Origin of the sequence: Arcanobacterium haemolyticum DSM 20595 (assembly GCF_000092365.1) — a bacterium.
GTDB classification, from domain to species: domain Bacteria; phylum Actinomycetota; class Actinomycetes; order Actinomycetales; family Actinomycetaceae; genus Arcanobacterium; species Arcanobacterium haemolyticum.
This window is the reverse complement of record NC_014218.1, coordinates 1,698,092-1,719,356: the sequence shown is the minus strand read 5'-3', so window position 1 is coordinate 1,719,356 and position 21,265 is coordinate 1,698,092. Positions and strand designations below refer to the sequence as shown.

The following is a 21,265-nucleotide window of genomic DNA, read 5'->3' as shown; positions in this document are numbered from 1 at the left end:
GCATTTTCGGTGTTTCCGGCCCGAATCGGCCTCATTTTCGCTCCAAAATGCAAACTTAGTGCACAGGTTATTATGTAACTTTGGAAGAAAGAACCCAATGGCTCACATTCTTGGCGTTGAAAACGTTGCAATTTCGCTAGGTTCGCGCCCAATCCTAGGAAACGTGAACGTCTCGCTAGAAGACGGCGCGAAAATCGGTGTGGTTGGCCCGAACGGCGGCGGCAAATCCACGTTACTGAAGCTGATTACGCGCGTGCTTTCTCCAGATGAAGGCCAGGTCACGATGGCGTCGGGTACTCGCTTTTCGATCCTCGCCCAAACGGATAATTTTGATCCGAACCATACGGTAATCCAGGCGATCCATGGCAACACAGACGAATACGTGTGGGCCTCAGATAGCGCGATTCGCCATTTGCATGATGGCCTGATCCCGGATGTCCCGCTGGATCGTAAAGTATCGGAACTCTCGGGCGGCCAGCGCCGCCGCGTCGCGCTCGCGGCCACGCTGGCGGCAGATGCCAACGTTGTGGTTTTGGACGAACCGACCAACCATTTGGATATCGAAGGCGTCACGTTCTTGGCCGAGTATGTGAATAAAAGGTTTGGCCGCGGCGAAGGGGCGTTGATTGTGGTTACCCACGATCGCTGGTTCTTGGACGCTGTGTGCGATCGGCTGTGGGAAGTGGTGCCGGGCCATGATGGTGCGGGCGGCCGTGATCCGCAGCCGGGCCATGTGGAAATGTATGAGGGCGGCTACGCGGCCTATATTTTGCAGCGTGCGGAGCGGGCGCGTGTGGCGCAGCAGGCTGCGGAGAAGCGTAATAATGTGTTGCGTAAGGAGTTGGCGTGGTTGCGCAGGGGTGCTCCGGCGCGTACGAGCAAGCCGAAGTTCCGTATTGATGCAGCGAATGAGTTGATTGCGAACGAGCCGCCGCCGCGCGATTCGATTGAGTTGGCGCGTATGGCAACATCCCGGTTGGGGAAAGATGTTGTTGATGTGGTGGATGTTGATTTTGGCTGGGTGACCCCTGATGGCGTGCGTCCTGTGCTTTCGGATGTGACGTTGCGTTTGGCGCCGGGTGAGCGTTTGGGTATTGTTGGTGCGAATGGCGCGGGCAAGTCGTCGTTGCTGGGTTTGCTTAGTGGCGCGTTGGAACCTACGTCTGGCCGGGTGAAGCGTGGGAAAACGGTGAAACTTGCGGTTCTTTCGCAGGAGACGAAGGAGCTGGATGAGATTGCGGATCGCCGTGTTGTTGAGGCAGTTTCCGATATCGCGACTCACGTTATGGTGGGTAAGAAGGAGATGACCGCGTCTCAATTGGTTGAGAAGCTTGGGTTTACGCGGGAGCGCGCGTGGACTGTGGTTGGGGATCTTTCTGGCGGTGAGCGGCGCCGTTTGCAGTTGTTGCGTTTGCTTGTGGGGGAGCCGAATGTGTTGCTTCTTGACGAACCGACGAACGATTTGGATACCGATACGTTGGCTGCGATTGAGGACGTGTTGGATTCGTGGCCTGGCACGTTGGTTGTGGTGTCGCACGATCGGTATTTGCTGGAGCGGATTACGGATCATCAGGTTGCGGTGTTGGATGGTCATGTTCGCGGCCTGCCGGGTGGCGTTGATGAGTATATGAGTCTTGCGGCTCAGCTGCGTGAGAAGAATGACGACGACGTTGCGGCCGTTCCTGATTCTGCGCCTAAGACGAAGGATGCTGCTAAGGAGCGTGTTGCGCGTAAGGATATGGCGCGTATTGAACGCAAGATGGAGAAGATTCGCCAGCAGATTGAACGGATTGGGCTAAAGCAGGCTGATGTGGCGGCGTCTGGTGATTTTGAGGCGCTTGCTGATCTTGGGAAAGAGGCGGCTGCGGCTCAGGATGAGTTGGATTCGTTGGAAGATGAATGGATGGTTGCTGCTGAAGAGGCGGAACGTTGGGGCTGATTTTTAGGATATAACGCCCATAGTACAGTAAGAATACGGTCAAGGTGTGAATCGAAGGTGAGCCACACGCTTTAACTTTCGCGTTTGCATCTGCAGTTGTCCTTATATCGATTCTGGCGGCTGCGCTCTGGAAGTAGGGGTACTAAGTCCGTAGATAATGTTTTGACATCAAGGTATCCTAAGAGATGTGTGCGTTGAGCAAGGGCGCTTAATGCACACACCCTTTAACCTGCCAACCCCAGGAGTAGATAGCATGAGTGAAACGAAACTTACGGGCGCAACCGAGCGTGACGACGTCGATACGATTATCGATGGCTGGGTGTCCCAGCGCCCCGATCTAGCTCCTGAACCCTTCGCTATTTTTTCGCGGCTCTTGCGGCTCACACGTCACGTGGAACGGATGCGTAAAACAGTATTTGCGCGCCATGGGTTAGAAACGTGGGAATTTGAAATGCTGGCGGCTTTGCGTAGAACGCCGGAACATACTCTGACTGCCGGCCAGCTTATGAAGGAAACTCTTGTATCGTCTGGAACTGTCACGAACCGGCTCGATCGGATGGCCGCGAAAGGCCTTCTGGAACGGAAATCGGATGACCGTGACGGCCGCGTGGTCTATGTGAAGGCGGCCGAAAAAGGCCTATTTCTAGTAGACGCGGCTGTGGAGGATCTACTCTCCACGGAAGCTCGCATTATTGAACCGTACACGTTGGCTGAGAATGCGGAAGCAGCCGCCTACATGAGACGGCTGCTTCGCTACTTTGAAACGGATGCTACTGCTGCATAGTTTAACGTGCTGGGTATCCATCGAAAATCGAAGGATGTAGAAAACCTGGAACCATATCTTCCCTAATCCCGTATGTTTGTCATGTATGCGGGAAGATTTTCTTTGCTGTATCTACCATCGCATTAATCATGGCGTAGGCAGTTTCCGTTTTGATGCCGTATTGCCATGATGCTTGGGCCAATTTTTGTAGATTGACCACTGGTAAAGCAAAGACTTCTGGTACTCGTGCGGATGTAGTACAACGTGATGTCGCAGCTGACGTAATTACTGATTCTACAGGTAGTGGTGGGGATTGTTACGATAACGCGCTAGCAGGAAACGAACGGTTCGTATAACAACGAGCTGATACATAATCGGTGTTGGAGTAATGTGCTCGAAGTTGAGATCGCGACTTTTGAATGGGTTACCTGGCCGGCTCCACGAGAAGCTCAACTATCAAACACCAGAAGAAATCGAGAGCCAATACTGGCAACAACACAAGGCATTAGTAATAATGGAAAACAAGGCAAACGCCTAGGAAGGAAACCCAGACCACTTCACACCACCATGGCTAGACTCAACAACGGAGACAACATCACCACCGACGTCCTCGCCCGTATCTGTCAAGCACTCGACTGCAACCTAGAACAAATCGCTCTAGCAACATCGCGGAGCGACCCAAGCGGCGAAAACCATGAGCGCGCATAGTCACACCCAGTCAATCTTCTAAGTAACGGAGCAATCAATGTCAGACACGATCAATCAAGTCCCAAGCACAACACCCGATTTCACGACAGAGGCGGCGAACAAGCTCGCTCAACTGTTCCCAGAAGTCGTGGCCGACGGGAAAGTTGACATCGATAAGCTCAAAATCATCCTCGGAGTCGATGTTGATGACGCCCGTGAAAGATTCGGTCTGACCTGGCCCGGCAAGGCACAAGCCATCCGAGCAGCGCAAACACCGACGACGGCAACACTGATGCCCGACAAAGAGAACTCTGTAGATTGGGACGCCACCCAAAACGTGTTCATTGAGGGCGACAACCTCGAAGTCCTCAAAGTCTTGCAGAAGCACTACTACGGGCAGATCAAGATGATCTACATCGAGCCAAAGACCTCGGATTTGATAAGACCCGCCGTTGCCGCCTAGCCCCTGTTTACCAGGGGTTTTCTTGTTTCTCGGGCGAATCGTTGCCCTCGGCGTGCAGCGTCTATGCGCTTCTATAGATCCGTTCCGCGCTGACGCGTAGCGTCGCAAACCGAGGAGGGGTGCGACTCGGCTCTTTCGTTGGCGAGTTCAGGTTGAGGGGGCGTGAGTTGAACTCGTCTTTGTAGGTCGTTCACCTACTCGACAGTCAGATCCGCAGATTCTCATCCATATTTACATGTAACTATTGGTGGTGATCTACATGTATCTTTGCCGTGTTCTTGCCTTCATGAGCTCTGCTTGTGTGGGAGACTTAAGGCGGCCCGTAAGAACGACAGGGAGACTCATGGCGACCAAGAAGCACAAGGTGCCGATGCGTCACATCAACATCGGTGATCTTTCGCGTGGTCAGGCATCGCGCCTGATCAAGGAGGTGGCCGACAAGGACGAGCCTGCTTACGTTCTGCGCTACGGAAAACCGATCGCCGTGGTGATCTCGAACGAACGCTACGAGCGACTGATGAGTGAAGGAATTGACCCGAGTGAGCACTGACAGACTTACGAGCCACGTTGCTTTGATTTGGAACATCGCAGAGATTCTGCGTGGCGACTATAAGGAACACGAGTACGGTGATGTCGTGTTGCCTTTCACTGTGCTCACCCGCCTCGATTCGGTCCTGGTCGACACCAAGCAGGCAGTCCTGGACATCAAGGTCACCTCGGTGCCACTGCAGGTCAAGGAACTGCAATACGCCAAGGCTACGGGCTACCCGTTGTGGAATACGTCGAACTTCACGCTCAAGACCTTGTTGGATGACCCGGACAATCTTGAGCAGAACCTGACCTACTACGTGCAAGCGTTCGCGCCTGCCGCGCGTGAGGTGATGGAGGCCTACAACTTCTACAACGTGTTCGAGCGCCTCGACAAAGCAGGCCTGCTGTATCAGGTACTCAGCGAGTTCACGTCCTCGAAGGTTAATCTTCACCCTGACGTAGTCAGTAACGACCAGATGGGCTACATCTTCGAAGAGCTCATCCGCCGGTTCTCCGAACTGTCGAATGAAACCGCTGGTGAACACTTCACCCCGCGCGAAGTCATTAGCTTGATGGTCAATCTTCTCTTCAACCCAGAAGAAGATATTAATCGGCTTTGCGCAGACGGTGCTATGGCGTCGCTGTATGAAACTTCCAGCACGGATTGGATACAAATTGGCGAAACCTACGCGCTGGCTGCGTAGGGGGTAGTTTTCGAACGGGAGGGGTCTTTCTAACGTGACCGAGAAAGAACACAAGGATATTGCGAATCGCTTCACCGTTGAAACGATGGCGGAATGGGCAACAAACAGTTTCAATAAGGCATTGCAGGCACAAAAGCCGATTGCTCTAAGCATGGTGGCGAGGTTACGACGCGTTCATCCTGATAAAACACCCGGGCAGCTCATCAAGTTTCTCAACAAGACATATCTAGGCACCGTGACTGCTTCTGGAACAGGTGCAGGGATGGCGGCAGTGGTTCCAAACGGCGCAGTTCAGATTCCGGTTGCAGTTGCTGACTTGGCGGCGTTCTTAGAATCTTCCGTGCTGTATGTTCTTGCTGTGGCCGAGATTCACGGCGTCAACGTTGAAGATATTGAGCGACGCAGGTTTCTTGTGATGACTGCGTTGCTCGGAGATAAAGGCACCAAGACAGTTACTCAGGCTTTGGGCAAGAAAACGATTCCATACTGGAGTAAGACAATCATCAACGCGATCCCGATGGATGCCATCAAATTAGCCAATAAGTTTCTCGGCCCCCGGTTCATCACGAAATATGGCACAAAGCAAGGTGTTCTTGTATTAGGGAAACAGCTCCCACTCGCATTGGGGGCTGCCGTAGGCGCTGGTGGCAACGCCACATTCGGTTATCTTGTCGTGCGCTCTACGAGACAATTGTTGAGCGACCCGCCCGAAAACTGGGATCATCTCGGTTTCGAGCATGATGAAATGATCGAAACCGAAGACATAGGTGACCAGCCCTCGGGTCCAGTAGTGGAGTAGTATTTCAAAACAAACTCAGCGTCCAAGGTCACCGTTCTGCCGTCCCTGAATATGAATTTGATCGTCCCGCCCTCATTGACCTCGGCGTGGTCGAGGAGTGTGTGCCAGCGGAATGGGCTGTACTGGACGTTGTGATCGTCGCCTAGTTTGGCGAGTTGCTGTTGGTAGTGCTCGTAGGCGCGGCGTCGGGTTTGCCTGTCGTTGATTTGGTCAGCGATCAGCTTGTGGTCGGCCAGCAGCCGGGCGTGTTGGTCCGCGAGCGCGTTGAAACGCGTCTGGTATTCGTCTTGGTCGAGTGGCTCGCGCGAGTTGAGCGCGATGAGATCGTCGATCGCGGTCGCAGCTGCATCGACTTGCCCGGCGAGCGCTGTCTCTTTCGCTTCGAGGTCACTGGTTTCGAAGCGTTCAAGCACGAGGGCATCAACGTCGATGCTGGTCTTGCTTCTGGCGGCGAGTTGTTGGAGCGCTTGGGTGAATGTGTCTTTGATTTGTTGATCGGTCAGGTGGGGTGTGGCGCATTTTTCGTTGCCGGAGTATTTGTGGTTGCACCGCCAAACCCGCTTTTCATATTTGGATCCGGAATGCCAGGTTTTCGATCCGTACCAGGATCCGCATTGACCGCACTTGATTTTGCCGGAGAATTCCCGTGTTCGAGAGCTGGATCGGCGTCCTTCCCGAACGTCTGCGAGTTCGGCTTGAACGAAGTCCCACACCTCTGTGGGCACGATTGGCTCGTGGTTGGCGGTGACGTAGTACTGGGGTACTTCGCCTTCGTTCTTGACTTGTTTCTTGGTTAGGAAGTCAGCCGTGTAGCTCTTTTGCAGGAGCGCGTCACCCTTGTATTTCTCGTTGGTCAAGATGTTGCGGATCCCGGTGATGGTCCAAGTCGTTCTTTCTTTCGCGGTTTTGTGGCCATGGTGTTCGAGGTGGCGTTTGATCCCGGCCATGGAGTTACCTTCAAGGAACAACTCGTAGATCAGGCGAACGGTGACGGCTTGTTTCGGGTTGATGACGAGGTTGCCGTCCTCGCCTTTGTCGTAGCCGAGGAGATTGCCGAAGGGTACGGAGACTTTGCCGTCGGCGAAGCGTTTACGGTGGCCCCAGGTGACGTTCTCGGAGATGGAGCGGGCTTCTTCTTGCGCAAGCGAGCTCATGATGGTGATGAGCAGTTCACCTTTGGCGTCGAAGGTCCAGATGTTTTCTTTCTCAAAGTAGACCTCGACTCCTGCGTCTTTGAGTTTACGGACGGTGGTCAGTGAGTCGACGGTGTTGCGAGCGAATCGGGAGACGGATTTGGTGATGATCAAGTCGATTTTTCCATCGAGTGCATCGGCGATCATGGATTGGAATCCAGCGCGTAGTTTCATCGAGGTGCCAGTGATGCCTTCGTCGGTATAGATGCCTGCGAGCCGCCATCCGGGGTGTTCGTCGATGTATCGGGTGTAGTAGTCAACTTGTGCCTGATAGGAGGTTACTTGGTCCTCGTGGTCGGTGGACACGCGGGCATACCCGGCGACCCTGCGCAGAGTCGTTTGTCCAAGTGGAGCACCAGTGTGGAGCGCTCGGGTGGCGGGGATTGCTGTGACGGTGCGGGCCATTTAGCGTTCGCCTCGCTCGGCGCGCAGGCGCTCAGCCTCTGCCTTGGCCACGGCCCGGTACTTCGCCAATGCTTCTGGTGGTGTTGGTGCTTGCCGTGGGTTGTTCAACCCGAGCCTTTTGGCTTCGGCCCAGCGGGCACGCACGAGTTCACCCCAGGCGGCTTTTCTTGCTGGGGTCCACGAGCTCTTCTTCAGGTTTGGTCGCCACGTGCGCGAGCTGCTGGTGCCATCGGTGTAATGAAACGTGTAGTGGTCTTTTCCCTGCACGTCGATGTGGTCGATACGCTCGTTGAACACCTCTTGGTCGAAGGTCTCGATATCAAGGACTTGGGCGATGAAGCCTTTGAGTGCCGTGTCAGAGATCTCGCAGGTGTCGCATCCGGTTTTGCGGCCTTTCTTGCGTTCGGTGCAGATCCAGTGCTCGGTGGAGATCGAGTTTTGGGTTTTCGGATTGTGTACGTTGCGCACGAACGAGCAGTTGCAGGACACGCATTTGATCTTCGCCGTCAACGCCACAGTTTCGATGGACCAGTTCGCCCGGGCCCCGAGTTCACGGCGGCGTGTGATCTCGGTTTGTACAGCGGTGAAGGTGTCGCGGTCGATGATTGCGGGGATCGCGTTTTCCACCAGGTATTGCGGCAACTGGCCGGTGTTGCGCACTGCTCGTCCAGGCCTGCCCTCCGGAGTGGACCATCGCCCTAACAAGAGGTCGCCGGTGTAGTGCGGGTTCTTCAGGATGTGACGGACCCATTCCCCGGGCAACTTGTTATCAGCCAGGTGCGGAACCCTACCGTCAGCGATGAGCTGTGCGGCCATCTTTTCGCACGAGGTCTTCTTCATGTACTGGGCGAAGATCCAACGCACCACGGCTGCTTCTTCTTCGATGATCTGCACGTCGGTGCCGTCAGCGGAGTCGGTGTAACCGTACAGGTGGAAGCCGTTCGCTTTGCCTTCTTCGAAGCCTCTCCAAACGCGCCACTTCACGTTTTGGCTGATTTGCTCCGATTCTGCCTGCGCGAAAGACGCCAGCAGGGTGAGCATGAGTTCACCGTCAGCGCTGGTTGAGGAGATGTTCTCCTTTTCGAATCGCACCTCCACCCCGAGGTCTTTCAGCTCGCGAACGGTTTCGAGCAGGTCGACGGTGTTGCGAGCGAAGCGCGAGATCGACTTGGTGAGGATCAGGTCGATCGCTCCTTTCCGGGCAAGGGCCAGCATTTCTTGGAACTGGGGTCGATGCGTGGGCTGCGTCTCTGCGTAGGCTCAACGTCTAGCTCAAGGGAATTGACCCCAGTCGGGAGTTATGTTAGGCTAACCTAAGTGAAAGGGGGTTTGCTGTGACAGACCGATCCGGTACAGTTCGACGCTCAGCTCGCGGAGGATTAACCGACTCAATTCTAGGTACCCGAAATCTCATGATGGTGGCCTCCCTGTCGGTGGTCGGCCTCATCATCCTCATCCCACTGAGCTACATAGCGCCGGCGGGTGCGGCTTCGCAGAGCGCAGTCTGGCTCGGGGTGTCCCTTCTCGGACTTTGGGTCATTCCCTACCTCCTTCCTCTGGCCGTTGTGCGAAGGCCGGGCGCTTCGCTGCTGGCCGCGCTGATCATCGGAGTTGTGAGCGTATTTACTACTCCCACTGGGCCTGCCGCGATTGTCGGTAACGTCATTGGTGGGCTCCTGGTTGAGTTTCCCATGGCGTTGATGCTGTACCGGAAGTGGACGTGGTGGGCGTATCTGATCTCCGCCGCATTCTTCGGGGCATTTAACAGCCTGTTGTACCTCACGCTGCTCAAGCACGCGGTGGGAATCTCGGTATCGGGACTGATCGTGCTGGTGGGAGTCACGTCGTCCGTCATTGGCGGTTTGGCCGTCGTCGGACTAACCCGTTTGCTCAACAATGCAGGCGTAGGCGTAGACCATCGTGAGTGAAACACTGGCCTCCACTTTGAGCAGCGAGCAACGGTCTGTGAGCGAGTCCGCGCGGGCGCTCCTGGCGGTTGAGGATCTTTCCGTTCACTACTTGGGTCAGGACCGGTGGGTGCTGCAACGTCCAAGCCTGGTCCACCTGAGCGGTCAGGTAACGGCCGTCATTGGGCCCTCTGGATGCGGTAAAACTACCTTCGTCCGAGCCGTGTGCGGCCTTGTGCCCCACTGTCTGCCGTCCGAATACTCCGGCAGCGTTCAAATTGCCGGCGCCGAAATCGCCGACGCCACGGTCCAGTTGATCGCTAACAATGTCGCCTACGTGGGACAAAATCCGGATGCCGCAGTCATTACCCGTACGGTGTATGACGATGTCGCGTTTGCGCTGCAGAACCTCTGCCTGCCTGTTCCTGAGATTGATCGACGGGTACGCGAGGCATTGGCTGCGGTTGGTCTGGAGACCAAGCTGTGGGAGAGCCCATGGAGATTATCGGGCGGCCAACGCCAGCGCCTAGCGATCGCGGTAGCACTGGCTATGCAGCCCCGCTTATTAGTCCTCGATGAGCCAACATCGACTATTGACACGCAAGGCACGGACGAGTTTTACAGCGTCATCCAACAGCTGGTTAGCGATGGCGTGGGCATCGTGGTGATCGACCATGACCTCGACCCGGTCCTACCCCTGTGCGATCACGTCATAGCGCTCAACGCGCAGGGCGCGGTGATCGCGCAGGGAACTCCACATGAGGTTTTTCTCAGCCATACCGCGGAACTTGAGGCGTGCGGAGTGTGGCTGCCCCGTGCGTTACGCGACGAATCCCCGCACCACGCCTTGACCTGCGAGCAGGCGGGCATTCGAGTTCCCCGCATCACGGATATCTGTGGTGATTCGGTGCAATATCAGCGGCGCACCGAAGCAGGATGGGAAACCATCGATGCGATTGACACGCTCGACGGTGGAGGCAGCGCCACGGTAGAGCTGGCAGATTTCTGTGTTCCCGGACGTTCCCCAGCTATCTCTATGCGGCTACGGGGTGGCGAGTTTATCGCGCTTATAGGGCCGAATGGCGCAGGCAAAACATCCCTGCTCGCGGCGCTGGCGGGTCTCATACCATCAAAGGCACAACGCGCTACGGTCTGCGGAGAGGTTGTGCGGCGAGGGCGGCACCAGGTCGGCTACGTGTTTCAAAACCCGGAACATCAGATGGTTTGTTCCACCGTGGCTGGCGAAATCTCCACGGGGGATGTTTCCGCGTCTAAAGCCGAGGCTATTGTGGAGCAATTCCATCTCTCCCAGTATCGAGACCAACACCCGTTGACTCTCTCAGGCGGCCAGATTCGTAGACTATCGGTGGCTACGATGGTCGCCGAGAGCCGCGATGTGATTGTCCTTGACGAGCCCACGTACGGCCAGGACTGGGCGAATACCTGCGAACTCATGGCCTTCATCGACGAACTGCGCGCTGAGGGCAGAACCGTCATCATGGCCACCCACGACCTAGAACTTGCCCTATCACGCTGCAGCCACATCATCGCGCTACCTGCTGCCGTTAGCGAAACTCGTGAAAACGCCGCATCCGCAGCACCAGCGAACCCGCCTTCGCCGTCCGTGCCCCGTGGACTCTTCTCATCGTTCAATCCTGTGACGTTGCTATTGGCGCTAATCCCGGCGATGGTCATGGTGTTCGTATGCAAGGACCCGGCCGTCAATGTTGGAGTGCTCATCGCAGCGAGCCTGGCCATGGTAGCCGCGAGAGCGAGTCGCGCTCGAACGGTCATGTCACTGCTAGCACCCTGGGTCATCGCAGCTGTGCTACTGCCGGTGTTCCGCTACAACTACACCATTGAAGAGGTCAGCCCACTCTACAATTACGGTGGCGAGCTTGCGGCAGCGAGCGGTATCGGGGCACTGTTGTCCCTCATGCTGCTTTCAGGCATCAGCACTCATCCGGAAGCGCTGCTTCGCACGTTGACGACGACGTTCAAGCTTCCCTATCGGGTCACTGCGGCGGGAGCTGCGGCTGTCGCCTTCGTCACTCGTTTCCGGCAAGATTTCCAGCTGTTGCGCACAGCGCGGGCATTGCGGGGTATTGGGGCATCATGGGGGCCGTTAGCGCCCGCAATTCGATGGGTGGGTTCCCTCGTGCCGCTGGCGATCCTCGCCGTCCAGCACGGCGAACGGGTTGCCCTGTCGATGGATTCACGTGGCTTTAGCGCCTATCCGCGGCGCACGGAACTCCAACACACACCGTGGCAGGTGCGAGATTGGTGCCTGGTGGGCCTCCTTTGGGCCGTTACTGCGTTGCTGTGGTGGTGGCGCCAATGAACGTTTCGAAAGACTCGACTCGACAGGAGCCCGATGTGAGTATTTCCGTCGCCGCACTAATCCGCCCGGCCAAGGGCGCGATGGTCCTTTCCGCAGTCCTCACAGCCTTAGGCGCTATCGTCACGCTGGTGCCGTTCGTCGCCTTACACAACATGGCCGCGATCTGGCTTGACGGGCAGGTGCGCACCGGCTGGACCGGAAAGCCGTGGGTTTGGGCCGTGATAGCGGTGCTTTCGCTGTTCGTGGGCCAATTGCTCTACCTGTTTGGATTGGGTGTCACCCACGAGGCAGAAGCCAAGCTCCGACATCGGTTGCGCGGCAATGTGGTCCAAGCGCTGGGCAGTTTGCCCTTGGGTAGGGTCTCGCAGGTGCCGCACGGGGCCATCCGCAAGATGGTGTGTGACGATACCGCAGCTATCCATACTCTCGTTGCGCATGTTCCCGGTGATGTCACCAACGCCGTGGTCTCGATGGTCGTAGGCCTCGGGTATCTCGTGTGGGTCGATTGGCGACTGGCGCTCGCGCTCTTTGGAACGTGGGCCGTAGCGATCATGATCATCGTCAGCACGACCATGCGCGGCTATAGCGATATCACCGAGCGATTCGGACATGCCCAGACCGCACTGGCCGCAGCCACCGTCGAAATGCTTGAGGGCATTAAGGAGATCAAGAATTTCCAGGCCACCGATGCGACCCGAACGCGCTTTAACGCCGCCCGCCAGCAATTTTCTGCCATCTCCTTCGACTGGGTTCGTCGCTCCGGCAGAGCGATTAGTCTGCTCGGTTCGCTACTGCGTCCAGCCACGGTCTTCGTCACGGTCGCGTTACTGGCGGCGCTATTCGTCGCGCAGGATTGGAGCACGCTGTCGGCGACGCTGCCATTCTTCCTGATCGCTCCCGGCATCCCGGAGGGGTTCACGGTGCTAGTCGGTCTGATGCAGCATATCTATGAGTCGCAGCTGGCGGCTCGCACCACGGCAGAGCTGCTTTCCGAGAAACCCATGCCCGAAGGCAGCCGCACCCAAGAAGAGGGCCCAAACCCCGGCCAAGTTGAGGTCTGTGAGGTTTCCTTCTCCTACGAGCCTGACGTGCCCGTTGTGCACGGTGTCTCCTTTACGGCTGAGCCCGGAACGGTCACGGCTCTGGTGGGCCCGTCGGGCGGAGGGAAGTCCACACTGGCCCGGCTGATTGCGCGCTTTTACGACGTCAATGATGGCGTGGTACGCATCAGCGGTGTGGATGTACGCGAGGCGAGTTTTTCGTGGCTACTTTCCCGCGTCGCGATCGTCCTACAGGACGTAACGTTGTCGAACGATTCGGTCCATACCAATATCGCGCTGTCGAAACCGTCGGCAACGCGCGCCGAGGTCGAGGCAGCAGCCCGTGCGGCATGCATCCACGATCGCATTATGCGTCTGCCCGAGGGGTATGACACCGTGCTTGGCGAGGTTGGTGGCTTCCTCTCGGGCGGTGAGCGGCAACGCATCACCCTGGCGCGAGCATACTTGCAGGATGCGCCGATCTTGATTCTCGACGAGGCCACCGCGCAAGCAGACCCCCAGTCGGAGCGTGCGATCCACGAAGCGCTCAGCACCTTGGCATCCGGGCGCACGGTGATCATCATCGCGCATCGACTCGCCACCATCCGAGACGCCGACCAGATCCTCGTGATTGAGGACGGCCACATCACTCAGCGTGGTAGGCACGAGGACTTGGTCGACCAAGCGGGGACCTATAGCGAGATGTGGCGGGCCCAAGAACTCCATTACATGGCCTAAGGAGAGACACGCTCATGTGGAAACTAATGATCAGGGTCGTCAACAGGGCCGAGTTGCGTACGTTGGTGGGCTGGTTCGCCTTCTCCGCTGTCCTACAAGGCATCACACTGGCGTTGATGATCCCCTTCCTTCGGGCATTATTCTCCCGCTCTGAAACCCTTGGCACCTGGCTCGTCGTCGTTGCCATCCTCGGCGCGATCACGGTGACGGTCGACACCTTCGCGATGTACCGCTCCTATCGGATCAGCGTCTATGAAGTATGCGATACCTTAATTGATCGCGTAGCAGATCATGTCTTGCAGCTGCCGCTTGGGTGGTTTAATGCCAAACGCGAAGCGGACGTGGCTAATGCGACATCCAAGGAGATCAACACCCTGTCGCATCTGGCATCAATGGTGATCCCGAACCTGTGCAACGCCTTCATCGTGCCGTTGGTGATGCTCGTTGCCACCGCATTCATTGAGTGGCCGTTAGCTGTGGTCATGGCAGTGTCGATCTTGCCGTTTATTCTCACGTGGCGGAAAATGTCGGCGGCAACAACCAGAGCCAATGACATGGAAGACCGTACCTCGGCCGCCGCAGCCGGCCGGTTGATTGAGTTCGCCAGGCTACAACCGGTGCTTCGAGCCACGGGTGCCGCGACGTCGTGGGACCCCGTACAAGAGACTCTGCAAGCCGACTCTGAGGCGACGTTGGCCGGGCTTCGGATCAAGGGCCGACCTGCCCAAGGATTCAACCTCATCGCTAACGTGACTTTCGCGGTGGTGCTCGCCTTGGGGCTGTCGTTCGTGACCGGAGCGCGTCTGGACCCGATTGCGTATCTGGTGATCGCGGCGGTCAGTGCGCGCATGCTGCTGCCGCTCACAAAAGCCGCGCTCTACGCATCTGAGGTCGATAACGCCGCAGTGGCGTTGCGCCAGATGGGAATAATCCTTGATGCCGCGCCACTTGCCGAACCTGATTCCGAGCAGGCACGGGAACCGCGTGGGACGTCGATTGAATTCCGAGGAGTGTCGTTTTCCTACGAGTCAGGCCGGCCTGTCCTAGACGATGTCTCGCTCACCGCCCCGCAGGGAGCAGTCACCGCACTAGTGGGGCCGTCAGGGGCCGGGAAGTCAACGATCTTGCGTCTCACCGCAAGGTTTTGGGATGTCGACGCCGGTAGCGTGACCATCGGCGGGGTGGACGTGCGCGAGATTCCAACCACGCGGATCATGGAGCTGACCTCGATGGTGTTCCAGGACACCTACCTGTTTGACACCACGATCCGGGAGAATCTGCGGATTGCCCGCCCCAATGCGACGGACGCCGAGTTGGAAGAGGCAGCTCGCAAGGCGAGACTTGATCGGGTGATTGAGGCGCTGCCTCACGGTTGGGATACCGAAGTGGGGCCTGCCGGGCAGAGCCTGTCTGGAGGTGAGCGCCAACGAGTGGCAATCGCTCGGGCATTCATCAAGGATGCTCCGATACTGCTGCTCGACGAGATTACCTCGGCGCTGGACGGCGAGAATGAATCGGCGATTAGCGACGTCATCAGTCAACTATCTGAGGGCCGCACTGTGATCGTGGTAGCGCACAGACTATCCACCATAGATAGCGCCGATCAGGTGGTCTTCCTCGAACCCTTAGCGGACGGTGCTATCGTCGCCGAAACCGGCACGCCTAAGGAATTGTCTAGTCGGCCCGGACGGTTCCACGATTTCGTGGCTGCCGCCGATGCGTCGTCTCGTTGGCAGCTGAGACACACCTCAGATTAGCGGACGCGGTCCCGGTGCCAGACGCCAAGCCCTAAACCCACAGCTCGAATCGGAGTACCTCGACACGTTTGGCACACGTGGTGCTGTCGCAAACATGGCGCTAGTGGGATCATGTGCGAACAGCATCTCGCTGATGAGCGAGGGCGCTACTAATCACCAAGGGAGTTGAGTCCCTCATAGTGGTGTAGCGGGGTGGTCGTGCTGGACAGCAGGGCGGTCACCGCGTGATCCTCGAGTTTCGTCCCCTACAACTCACTCGCGAAAGGCCACACGATGACCGCTACCCATATTGTCGACCCTGCCGGGCTGCTTAGCGAACTGCTTGCCGAGGCGTCACCTGTTGCAGACTGTGATCAACGAGTTGCTGTCTGCGGATGCTGATGCGGTTGCAGGTGCCGAGTACGGCCGCCCAGATCCTGACCGACGGGCCCAGCGCAACGGCTACCGCCACCGGCCTCTCGATACCCGTGTTGAGACCTTGGACATCGCGGTCCCGAAACTACGCCAGGGCACCTATTTCCCTGAGTGGCTGCTGGAGCGTCGCAAGCGCGCCGAGTCCGCATTGATCACTGTTGTTGCCGACTGCTATCTCGCTGGAGTCAGTACTCGCCGGATGGACAAGTTGGTCAAGACGTTGGGAATCGACCGGCTGTCGAAGTCCCAGGTCTCTCGCATGGCCGCCGAGTTGGACGAGCACGTCGCCGAGTTTCGACACCGCCCACTAGGCGATGCTGGGCCGTTCACGTTCGTGACCGCCGACGCGTTGACGATGAAAGTTCGCGAGGGAGGTCGTGTGGTCAACGCGGTCGTCATGCTCGCGACCGGGGTCAACGCCGACGGGCATCGCGAAGTCTTAGGGATGCGGGTCGCCACGAGCGAGACCGGCCCGGCCTGGAACGAGTTTTTCGCCGATCCGGTCGCCCGAGGACTGTCCGGGGTCCGGCTGGTCACCTCCGACGCCCACCAAGGCATCGTGGAAGCGATCGCGGCGAACCTGCCCGGTGCCGTCTGGCAGCGTTGCCGCACTCACTACGCCGCGAACCTGATGAGCATCACTCCCAAGAGCTTGTGGCCGGCGGTCAAGGCCATGCTCCACTCCGTCTATGACCAGCCTGACGCCGATGCTGTTCACGCCCAGTTCGACCGGCTACTGGACTACACCGCCGAGAAACTCCCCGACGTCGCAGACCACCTCGATGCCGCCCGCGCTGACATTCTCGCGTTCACCAGCTTCCCGACCGAGGTCTGGCAGCAGATCTGGTCGAACAACCCCACCGAACGGCTGAACCGCGAGATTCGGCGCCGCACCGATGCGGTTGGGATCTTCCCAAACCGGGAAGCGATTGTCCGGCTCGTCGGCGCCGTCCTGGCCGAGCAAACCGATGAATGGGCAGAAAGCCGCCGCTACCTCGGCCTGGAAGTCCTCGCCAAGAGCCGCCTCAACCTGATCACCACACCCACAACCACGACCGATGCCGACATGCCCGCACTCGCAGGCTAAAACCCCAAACGAGAGGAAAACGCCGTTACACCACTACAAGAGACTTGACCCCCAACTTGCTAAAAGCTTTGTAGTTGACTAGGAGTGCAGATGGTCGTCGGCCCACCTGCAAGAACGAATAGCAAGCGGTATCGTCTACAGGTAGAGGTGCTACCCGCATTATTTGTCGAGACCCCGCGTCTATTCTTGCGCGCGAGATCCCGACTGGTTCACCCCCTCTACGGACGCCAGCCGGGTAGTGACGTGCCAGATACTCAGCGGTACAGCAGGCTAATCTCCAAACGTCCGCGGCAGCCGGAATTCCCAGTTCATAGCCGGTAATGACGCTATTGGAGCGGGCTGAAATCTAGGACCGGGCGGCTTGAGGGCCTCCCTGGGTTAGGTGCCATTGTTTGGCGTACTGCGCTGGCGGGACAAAGCCCAAGCTTGAGTGCGGATGACACGTATTGTAGCGCTTTGACCACAACCTGAGGCAGTGGCTGGCGTGGGCCGGGTCGTCGAACATCTCGTCTTCGAGTAGCTCATCGCGGAGGCGGTTGTGAAACGACTCCACGAATCCGTTGTGCCATGGCCTTCCTGGTGGTATGAACGCCTCAACAGTGCCCTCCTTGGCTGCCCACTTGTTCAGCTCGTGGCTGATGAACTCAGGGCCGTTATCCATGCGCAACACTCGCGGACGGCCACCTCTGGAGGCAGCAAGATTGCTCAACAGTTCAATGACTGACACGGCGGTAATAGACCGCCCGACCTCGAATCCCACGTGCTCACGTGTGAACTCATCGATGACGTTGCAGATCTTAAACGTCTTACCGTGGTAGTCAGTGTCGAACTGGAAGTCCAATGCCCACACATCACCGGGACACGCAGCTGGCTCAACCCGAGGGGTGGATAGGGGCAGACACCGCCGCTTGGGAGCCTTGCGTGGAAACACCCGCAGACCCTCCTGGCGCCATATGCGGCGCACGACATCGCGGCCGCAGTCAAACCCGGCCTCACGAGCCTTAACCCACGCGCGGCGGTAGCCCCAGCGACGATGGGATGCAGCGAAGGTCACCAACCAGCTACGCAACGAGGCGTGCTTGTCGGTGGCAGAAGGCCCGGTTGTGTGGCGTCGGGCGTTGTAGTACGCCCCGCGGGAAACCCCGACAACGCGGCATGCCAAGCGCACTGAGTACCCCAACGATAGGGCATGGTCAATCGCTTCGTACTTGCGTGCCAGGGTCAGAATTTTCCCTCTGCTAACTCCCTAAGCAGCGACTTTTCGAGTTCAGCCTCCCCAAGCAACCGCTTGAGCTTCTCGTTTTCTTCCTGCAGCTCCTTGAACCGCCGTGCTTCACTGCGAGTCATGTCGCCGTACTGTCTCTGCCACCGGTGATACGTTGCCTCACTGATGCCAAGCTCACGGCAAACCTCTGCCACGGTGCTGCCAGATTCCTTCAAGGACCTGGCCTTGTCGAGCTTCACCACGATTTGTTCGGGTGTGTGCTTCGAGAACTTCTTCATGCTCTCCAATCTTCCTGCCCCAACCGGGGCTGTCACGGAAGACACTCTCAAGCCAGATGGTCTAGTTTTTTCAGCCCGGGCCAGGTCGACTGCGTGATCGTTGAACTCGATAAGACTCGCGAAAAAGCCCTCAATATTGCATTGAACAAGATCAGTGGCCAGTGGGACGAGTCCAAGCTGGCCCTGCTGATTGCTGATCTGGATGCGGCCGACTTTGATGCCGAGCTCACCGGCGTCGACGACGAAATCCAGGCGATGATTGCCTCCCTCGACGACGGCGACATCGAAGACGACGATTTTGACCTGACCGCCGCTCTCGAAGCAGCAAGTTTCGTCGAGCGTGGGGACCTGACCTGTGGACGGTTGGTCGGCATCGGCTGGTATGCGGGGACGCCACAAACTTTGACGATGTTGCGGTACTCATGGACGGCAAGAGCGCAAACCTGGTGCTGACCGACCCGCCCTACAATGTAGCGTTTGAATCCTCTGACGGCCTCAAGATCAAGAACGACGAGATGAAGGCCGAGTCGTTTTATGAGTTTCTGCTCGCGGCGTTTACCAACATGGCAGGCGTGTGTGAGAAGGGCGGGTCTGCGTATGTGTTCCACGCTGACACCGAAGGGCTGAACTTCCGCAGAGCGTTCATCGACGCCGGGTTCAAACTCTCCGGCTGCTGCATCTGGGTCAAAGACTCTCTCGTCCTGGGACGCTCACCGTACCAGTGGCAGCACGAACCGGTGCTCTACGGGTGGAAGCAGGGTGCCAAGCACAAGTGGTTCGCTGACCGGAAACAGACCACGATCTGGAACTTCGCCAAGCCGCGTAAGAACTCCGACCACCCGACCTCCAAGCCGCTGGACCTGCTGGCCTATCCGATCCGCAACTCCACCCAAGCAAACGCGATCATCCTCGACACCTTCGCTGGCAGCGGTTCGACGCTGATGGCAGCAGAGCAGACCGACCGCATCGCGTATTGCATGGAGTTGGACGAGAAGTACGCCTCGGTGATCCTGCGCCGGTATGCCGAGGCGACCGGGGACGCGGCCGGGATCACCTGCCAGCGCGACGGCACCCAGTACACGTACCTGGATCTGGTCAAACAGGTCGATCGCGACCGCGAATAAAACCCCGCAATTGCAGGGACAACAGGGGCGTGAAAATAGGCCGTTGATAAGGGAAAAACGACTGGATAAGCCGAAAAACGTATGGCTGTATGTACATGACCACAACACCCCCGCACCTGGGGGAACCGAGCGAAAAGGACTGGTCATGAGTGAATTACACATCGAAATCAGCGAGCTCATCGCAGCCGGAGTCAACGTCTACGACCCCGAGGAAACCCTGCGGGTTGCCAGAGCACGCGGCTACCAGCTGGTGGTGCGCGTGATCGAGCACGACCCGAAGCGTTTCCTCAGCATGGTGACCGCCTGGTTCGAGCAGGAGGTCGTGGCATGAGTATCCTTGCCTTCACCCCGCACAAAACGGGCAGGAAAAAGCTCGCCCAGCTTCTCGCCGATCACCTTGGCGTCAAGGCCACCTATCTGGGCACGCCCTCGTTTGCCTACCAGATAGGAGACGCCACGCTGGATCGGGAGTGGGCCCTCCACCTGCCAGATGGCATCGACCCCCAGGCCGTGCTCGAGGCCGCCCGCCAGGCAGGCTTTGCCACCACCGACCCGGGCGAGGTGGCGTTGACGGTCATGATGCCCACCACCGGGTGGAGTGAGCGCACTCGCGCCAACCTCGAAGCGCTCCTGGCAGCCAAAGGGCCACTGATCGCCAAGGCCCTGGGCATCCCGGCCACACCCATCGAGTTCAACGATGACGAGACAGTCTCGTTCCCGTGGTGTGAGTCGATTTCCCCGGAGACGGCACGCGAGGCGGTGATCCCGCTTGTGGCCAAGCTCTGCCAACGCGCCCAGGAGGCCACCCGAATCCGGGCCACGCCGCCAGCACCGGGCAATGACAAGTACAGGATGCGCTGCTTCCTGCTCTCCCTGGGCTTCATCGGCCCCGAACACAAGCAGGCACGCCGCATCCTGCTGGCAGGCCTGGAAGGGGACGCCGCTTGGCGCACCTCGACAAGCAGAAAGGAGGACTGACCATGACTCCTGGCCAGCGGGTGCGCCTGATCGCCACCAGCGACCCGTACACGCATCTGAGTCCTGGCGATAAAGGAACGATCATGTTTGTCGACGACGTAGGAACAGTGCATGTGAACTGGGATAACGGCTCCACACTCGGCCTCATCCCAGGCGAAGACCTATGGGAATACCCCGAGTGAATCACAGTGATGATGACCGCTATTTTCCTTGAAAATAAGCGGAAAATGACTGGATAAGCACACGCACTTATGGCTGTATGTACATGACCAAACAAGAACAGAAACGGAGAAGTTCATGAACACGATTGAAGCCCTAGAAACCCAGGTCGCTTGCCGAACGCAAACCTCCCACCGCGCGGTCTTAACGGCCTACATGGACACCCAAAAGGCGGATAACGAACTGTTGGATTTCTTCGGAGTCATCTTCGATGCCGACATTCCTGCCATCATCACCGAACTCAAAGAACTAGGGATCGGAGAGTTCACGATCAGCGTGGGGCAAACCGACATGGCGACCTTGTTGTGGAGCTTTGCTGAACACGGTGCCGCTGTGAACGGCCTGGTCAAGGTCAAGAGCGCATATGTCGACTGGACCACCGGAGAGCACCCGATGGTTCCCGCGTTCCACCTCACCATCACCTAGCAAACCCCGCTCATGGAAGCCACCTCCTAGGGCGGTTTCCCTCATATCGCAGAAGTGATGATGACCGCTATTTTCCTTTGAAAATAAGCGGAAAATAACTGGATAACAAGGCACACCTATGGCTGTATGTACATGACCAAACAAGAACAGAAACGGAGAAGGTCATGAACACTCAAGCGATCACGATGGAACACCTGCAGATGGCAACCGACAGCTACGGCACGGTGCTCGCCTACGGGGGACTACG

The 21,265-nt window shown here is 57.9% G+C and carries 17 protein-coding genes and 3 pseudogenes; 17 read left to right on the top strand and 3 right to left on the bottom strand.

From position 1 onward, the window contains the following. Positions 1-97 precede the first annotated feature (97 nt). The 7 genes from ARCH_RS07960 (at position 98) to ARCH_RS07930 (ending at position 5,886) form a co-directional block, all read left to right on the top strand. On the top strand, positions 98-1,939 hold the full coding sequence (locus ARCH_RS07960; RefSeq protein ID WP_013170761.1) for an ABC-F family ATP-binding cassette domain-containing protein: 1,842 nt from the start codon (positions 98-100) through the stop codon (positions 1,937-1,939). Between the two features lie 253 nt (positions 1,940-2,192). Then, the gene (locus ARCH_RS07955) at positions 2,193-2,723 is read left to right on the top strand and encodes a MarR family winged helix-turn-helix transcriptional regulator (protein ID WP_013170760.1); all 531 of its coding nucleotides are present in this window, start codon (positions 2,193-2,195) and stop codon (positions 2,721-2,723) included. Between the two features lie 546 nt (positions 2,724-3,269). Next, the gene (locus ARCH_RS10550; RefSeq protein ID WP_081440797.1) at positions 3,270-3,410 is read left to right on the top strand and encodes a helix-turn-helix domain-containing protein; all 141 of its coding nucleotides are present in this window, start codon (positions 3,270-3,272) and stop codon (positions 3,408-3,410) included. Between the two features lie 37 nt (positions 3,411-3,447). After that, positions 3,448-3,852: a hypothetical protein gene (locus tag ARCH_RS07945; protein ID WP_013170759.1), complete on the top strand. Its 405-nt coding sequence runs from the start codon at positions 3,448-3,450 to the stop codon at positions 3,850-3,852. Between the two features lie 343 nt (positions 3,853-4,195). Beyond that, the gene (locus ARCH_RS07940) at positions 4,196-4,402 is read left to right on the top strand and encodes a type II toxin-antitoxin system Phd/YefM family antitoxin (RefSeq protein ID WP_013170758.1); all 207 of its coding nucleotides are present in this window, start codon (positions 4,196-4,198) and stop codon (positions 4,400-4,402) included. Beyond that, positions 4,392-5,087, top strand: coding sequence for a type I restriction-modification system subunit M N-terminal domain-containing protein (locus ARCH_RS07935; protein ID WP_013170757.1), 696 nt, complete (start codon positions 4,392-4,394; stop codon positions 5,085-5,087). Before ARCH_RS07940 ends, ARCH_RS07935 begins: the two co-directional genes overlap by 11 nt. A gap of 34 nt (positions 5,088-5,121) precedes the next feature. Further along, complete coding sequence (locus tag ARCH_RS07930; RefSeq protein ID WP_013170756.1) at positions 5,122-5,886, top strand: hypothetical protein; 765 nt, start codon at positions 5,122-5,124, stop codon at positions 5,884-5,886. On the opposite strand, the gene ARCH_RS07925 is transcribed toward ARCH_RS07930, so the two are convergent. After that, a complete protein-coding gene (locus tag ARCH_RS07925) occupies positions 5,808-7,484 on the bottom strand; it encodes a recombinase family protein (protein ID WP_013170755.1) in 1,677 nt (558 codons plus the stop codon). The genes ARCH_RS07930 and ARCH_RS07925 overlap by 79 nt on opposite strands. After that, a pseudogene (locus ARCH_RS07920) lies at positions 7,485-8,711 on the bottom strand (recombinase family protein); the annotation flags it as partial. 107 nt (positions 8,712-8,818) lie between these two features. Between ARCH_RS07920 and ARCH_RS07915 the strand changes: the two are divergent. From ARCH_RS07915 to ARCH_RS07895, 5 genes and pseudogenes are all read left to right on the top strand, one after another. Continuing rightward, positions 8,819-9,412, top strand: a complete 594-nt coding sequence (locus tag ARCH_RS07915; RefSeq protein WP_013170753.1) for an ECF transporter S component — start codon at positions 8,819-8,821, stop codon at positions 9,410-9,412. A 61-nt stretch (positions 9,413-9,473) separates the two neighbouring features. Continuing rightward, a complete protein-coding gene (locus tag ARCH_RS07910) occupies positions 9,474-11,732 on the top strand; it encodes an ATP-binding cassette domain-containing protein (protein WP_049765907.1) in 2,259 nt (752 codons plus the stop codon). Next, positions 11,729-13,510, top strand: coding sequence for an ABC transporter ATP-binding protein (locus tag ARCH_RS07905; protein WP_231957978.1), 1,782 nt, complete (start codon positions 11,729-11,731; stop codon positions 13,508-13,510). Before ARCH_RS07910 ends, ARCH_RS07905 begins: the two co-directional genes overlap by 4 nt. Before the next feature lie 14 nt (positions 13,511-13,524). Next, entirely contained in the window at positions 13,525-15,267 is a 1,743-nt protein-coding gene (locus tag ARCH_RS07900) for an ABC transporter ATP-binding protein (RefSeq protein WP_013170750.1), read from the top strand. A 273-nt stretch (positions 15,268-15,540) separates the two neighbouring features. Further along, positions 15,541-16,768: pseudogene (locus ARCH_RS07895) on the top strand (IS256 family transposase). Between the two features lie 346 nt (positions 16,769-17,114). Here the strand turns inward: ARCH_RS07895 and ARCH_RS07890 are convergent. Continuing rightward, positions 17,115-18,271 (bottom strand): IS3 family transposase gene (locus ARCH_RS07890; RefSeq protein WP_389400668.1). Its coding sequence is split into 2 segments (ribosomal slippage): positions 17,115-17,995 and positions 17,995-18,271, totalling 1,158 coding nucleotides; the frame shifts between segments, so codons are not numbered across the junction. An 81-nt stretch (positions 18,272-18,352) separates the two neighbouring features. On the opposite strand from ARCH_RS07890, the pseudogene ARCH_RS07880 reads away from it, so the two are divergent. From ARCH_RS07880 to ARCH_RS07860, 5 genes and pseudogenes are all read left to right on the top strand, one after another. Beyond that, positions 18,353-19,395, top strand: a pseudogene (locus ARCH_RS07880) (DNA modification methylase); the annotation flags it as partial. 145 nt (positions 19,396-19,540) lie between these two features. Next, positions 19,541-19,726, top strand: coding sequence for a hypothetical protein (locus ARCH_RS07875; RefSeq protein ID WP_013170748.1), 186 nt, complete (start codon positions 19,541-19,543; stop codon positions 19,724-19,726). Further along, positions 19,723-20,373 (top strand): hypothetical protein, encoded by a 651-nt coding sequence (locus ARCH_RS07870; RefSeq protein WP_013170747.1) that lies wholly within the window; start codon positions 19,723-19,725, stop codon positions 20,371-20,373. The genes ARCH_RS07875 and ARCH_RS07870 overlap by 4 nt, the downstream gene beginning before the upstream one ends. A 2-nt stretch (positions 20,374-20,375) precedes the next feature. Further along, positions 20,376-20,555 carry a DUF4314 domain-containing protein gene (locus tag ARCH_RS07865; RefSeq protein WP_013170746.1) on the top strand — a complete coding sequence of 60 codons (180 nt, stop codon included), beginning with the start codon at positions 20,376-20,378 and terminating at the stop codon, positions 20,553-20,555. A 115-nt stretch (positions 20,556-20,670) separates the two neighbouring features. Further along, a complete protein-coding gene (locus ARCH_RS07860) occupies positions 20,671-21,018 on the top strand; it encodes a DUF7698 family protein (RefSeq protein ID WP_013170745.1) in 348 nt (115 codons plus the stop codon). Positions 21,019-21,265: the final 247 nt, after the last annotated feature.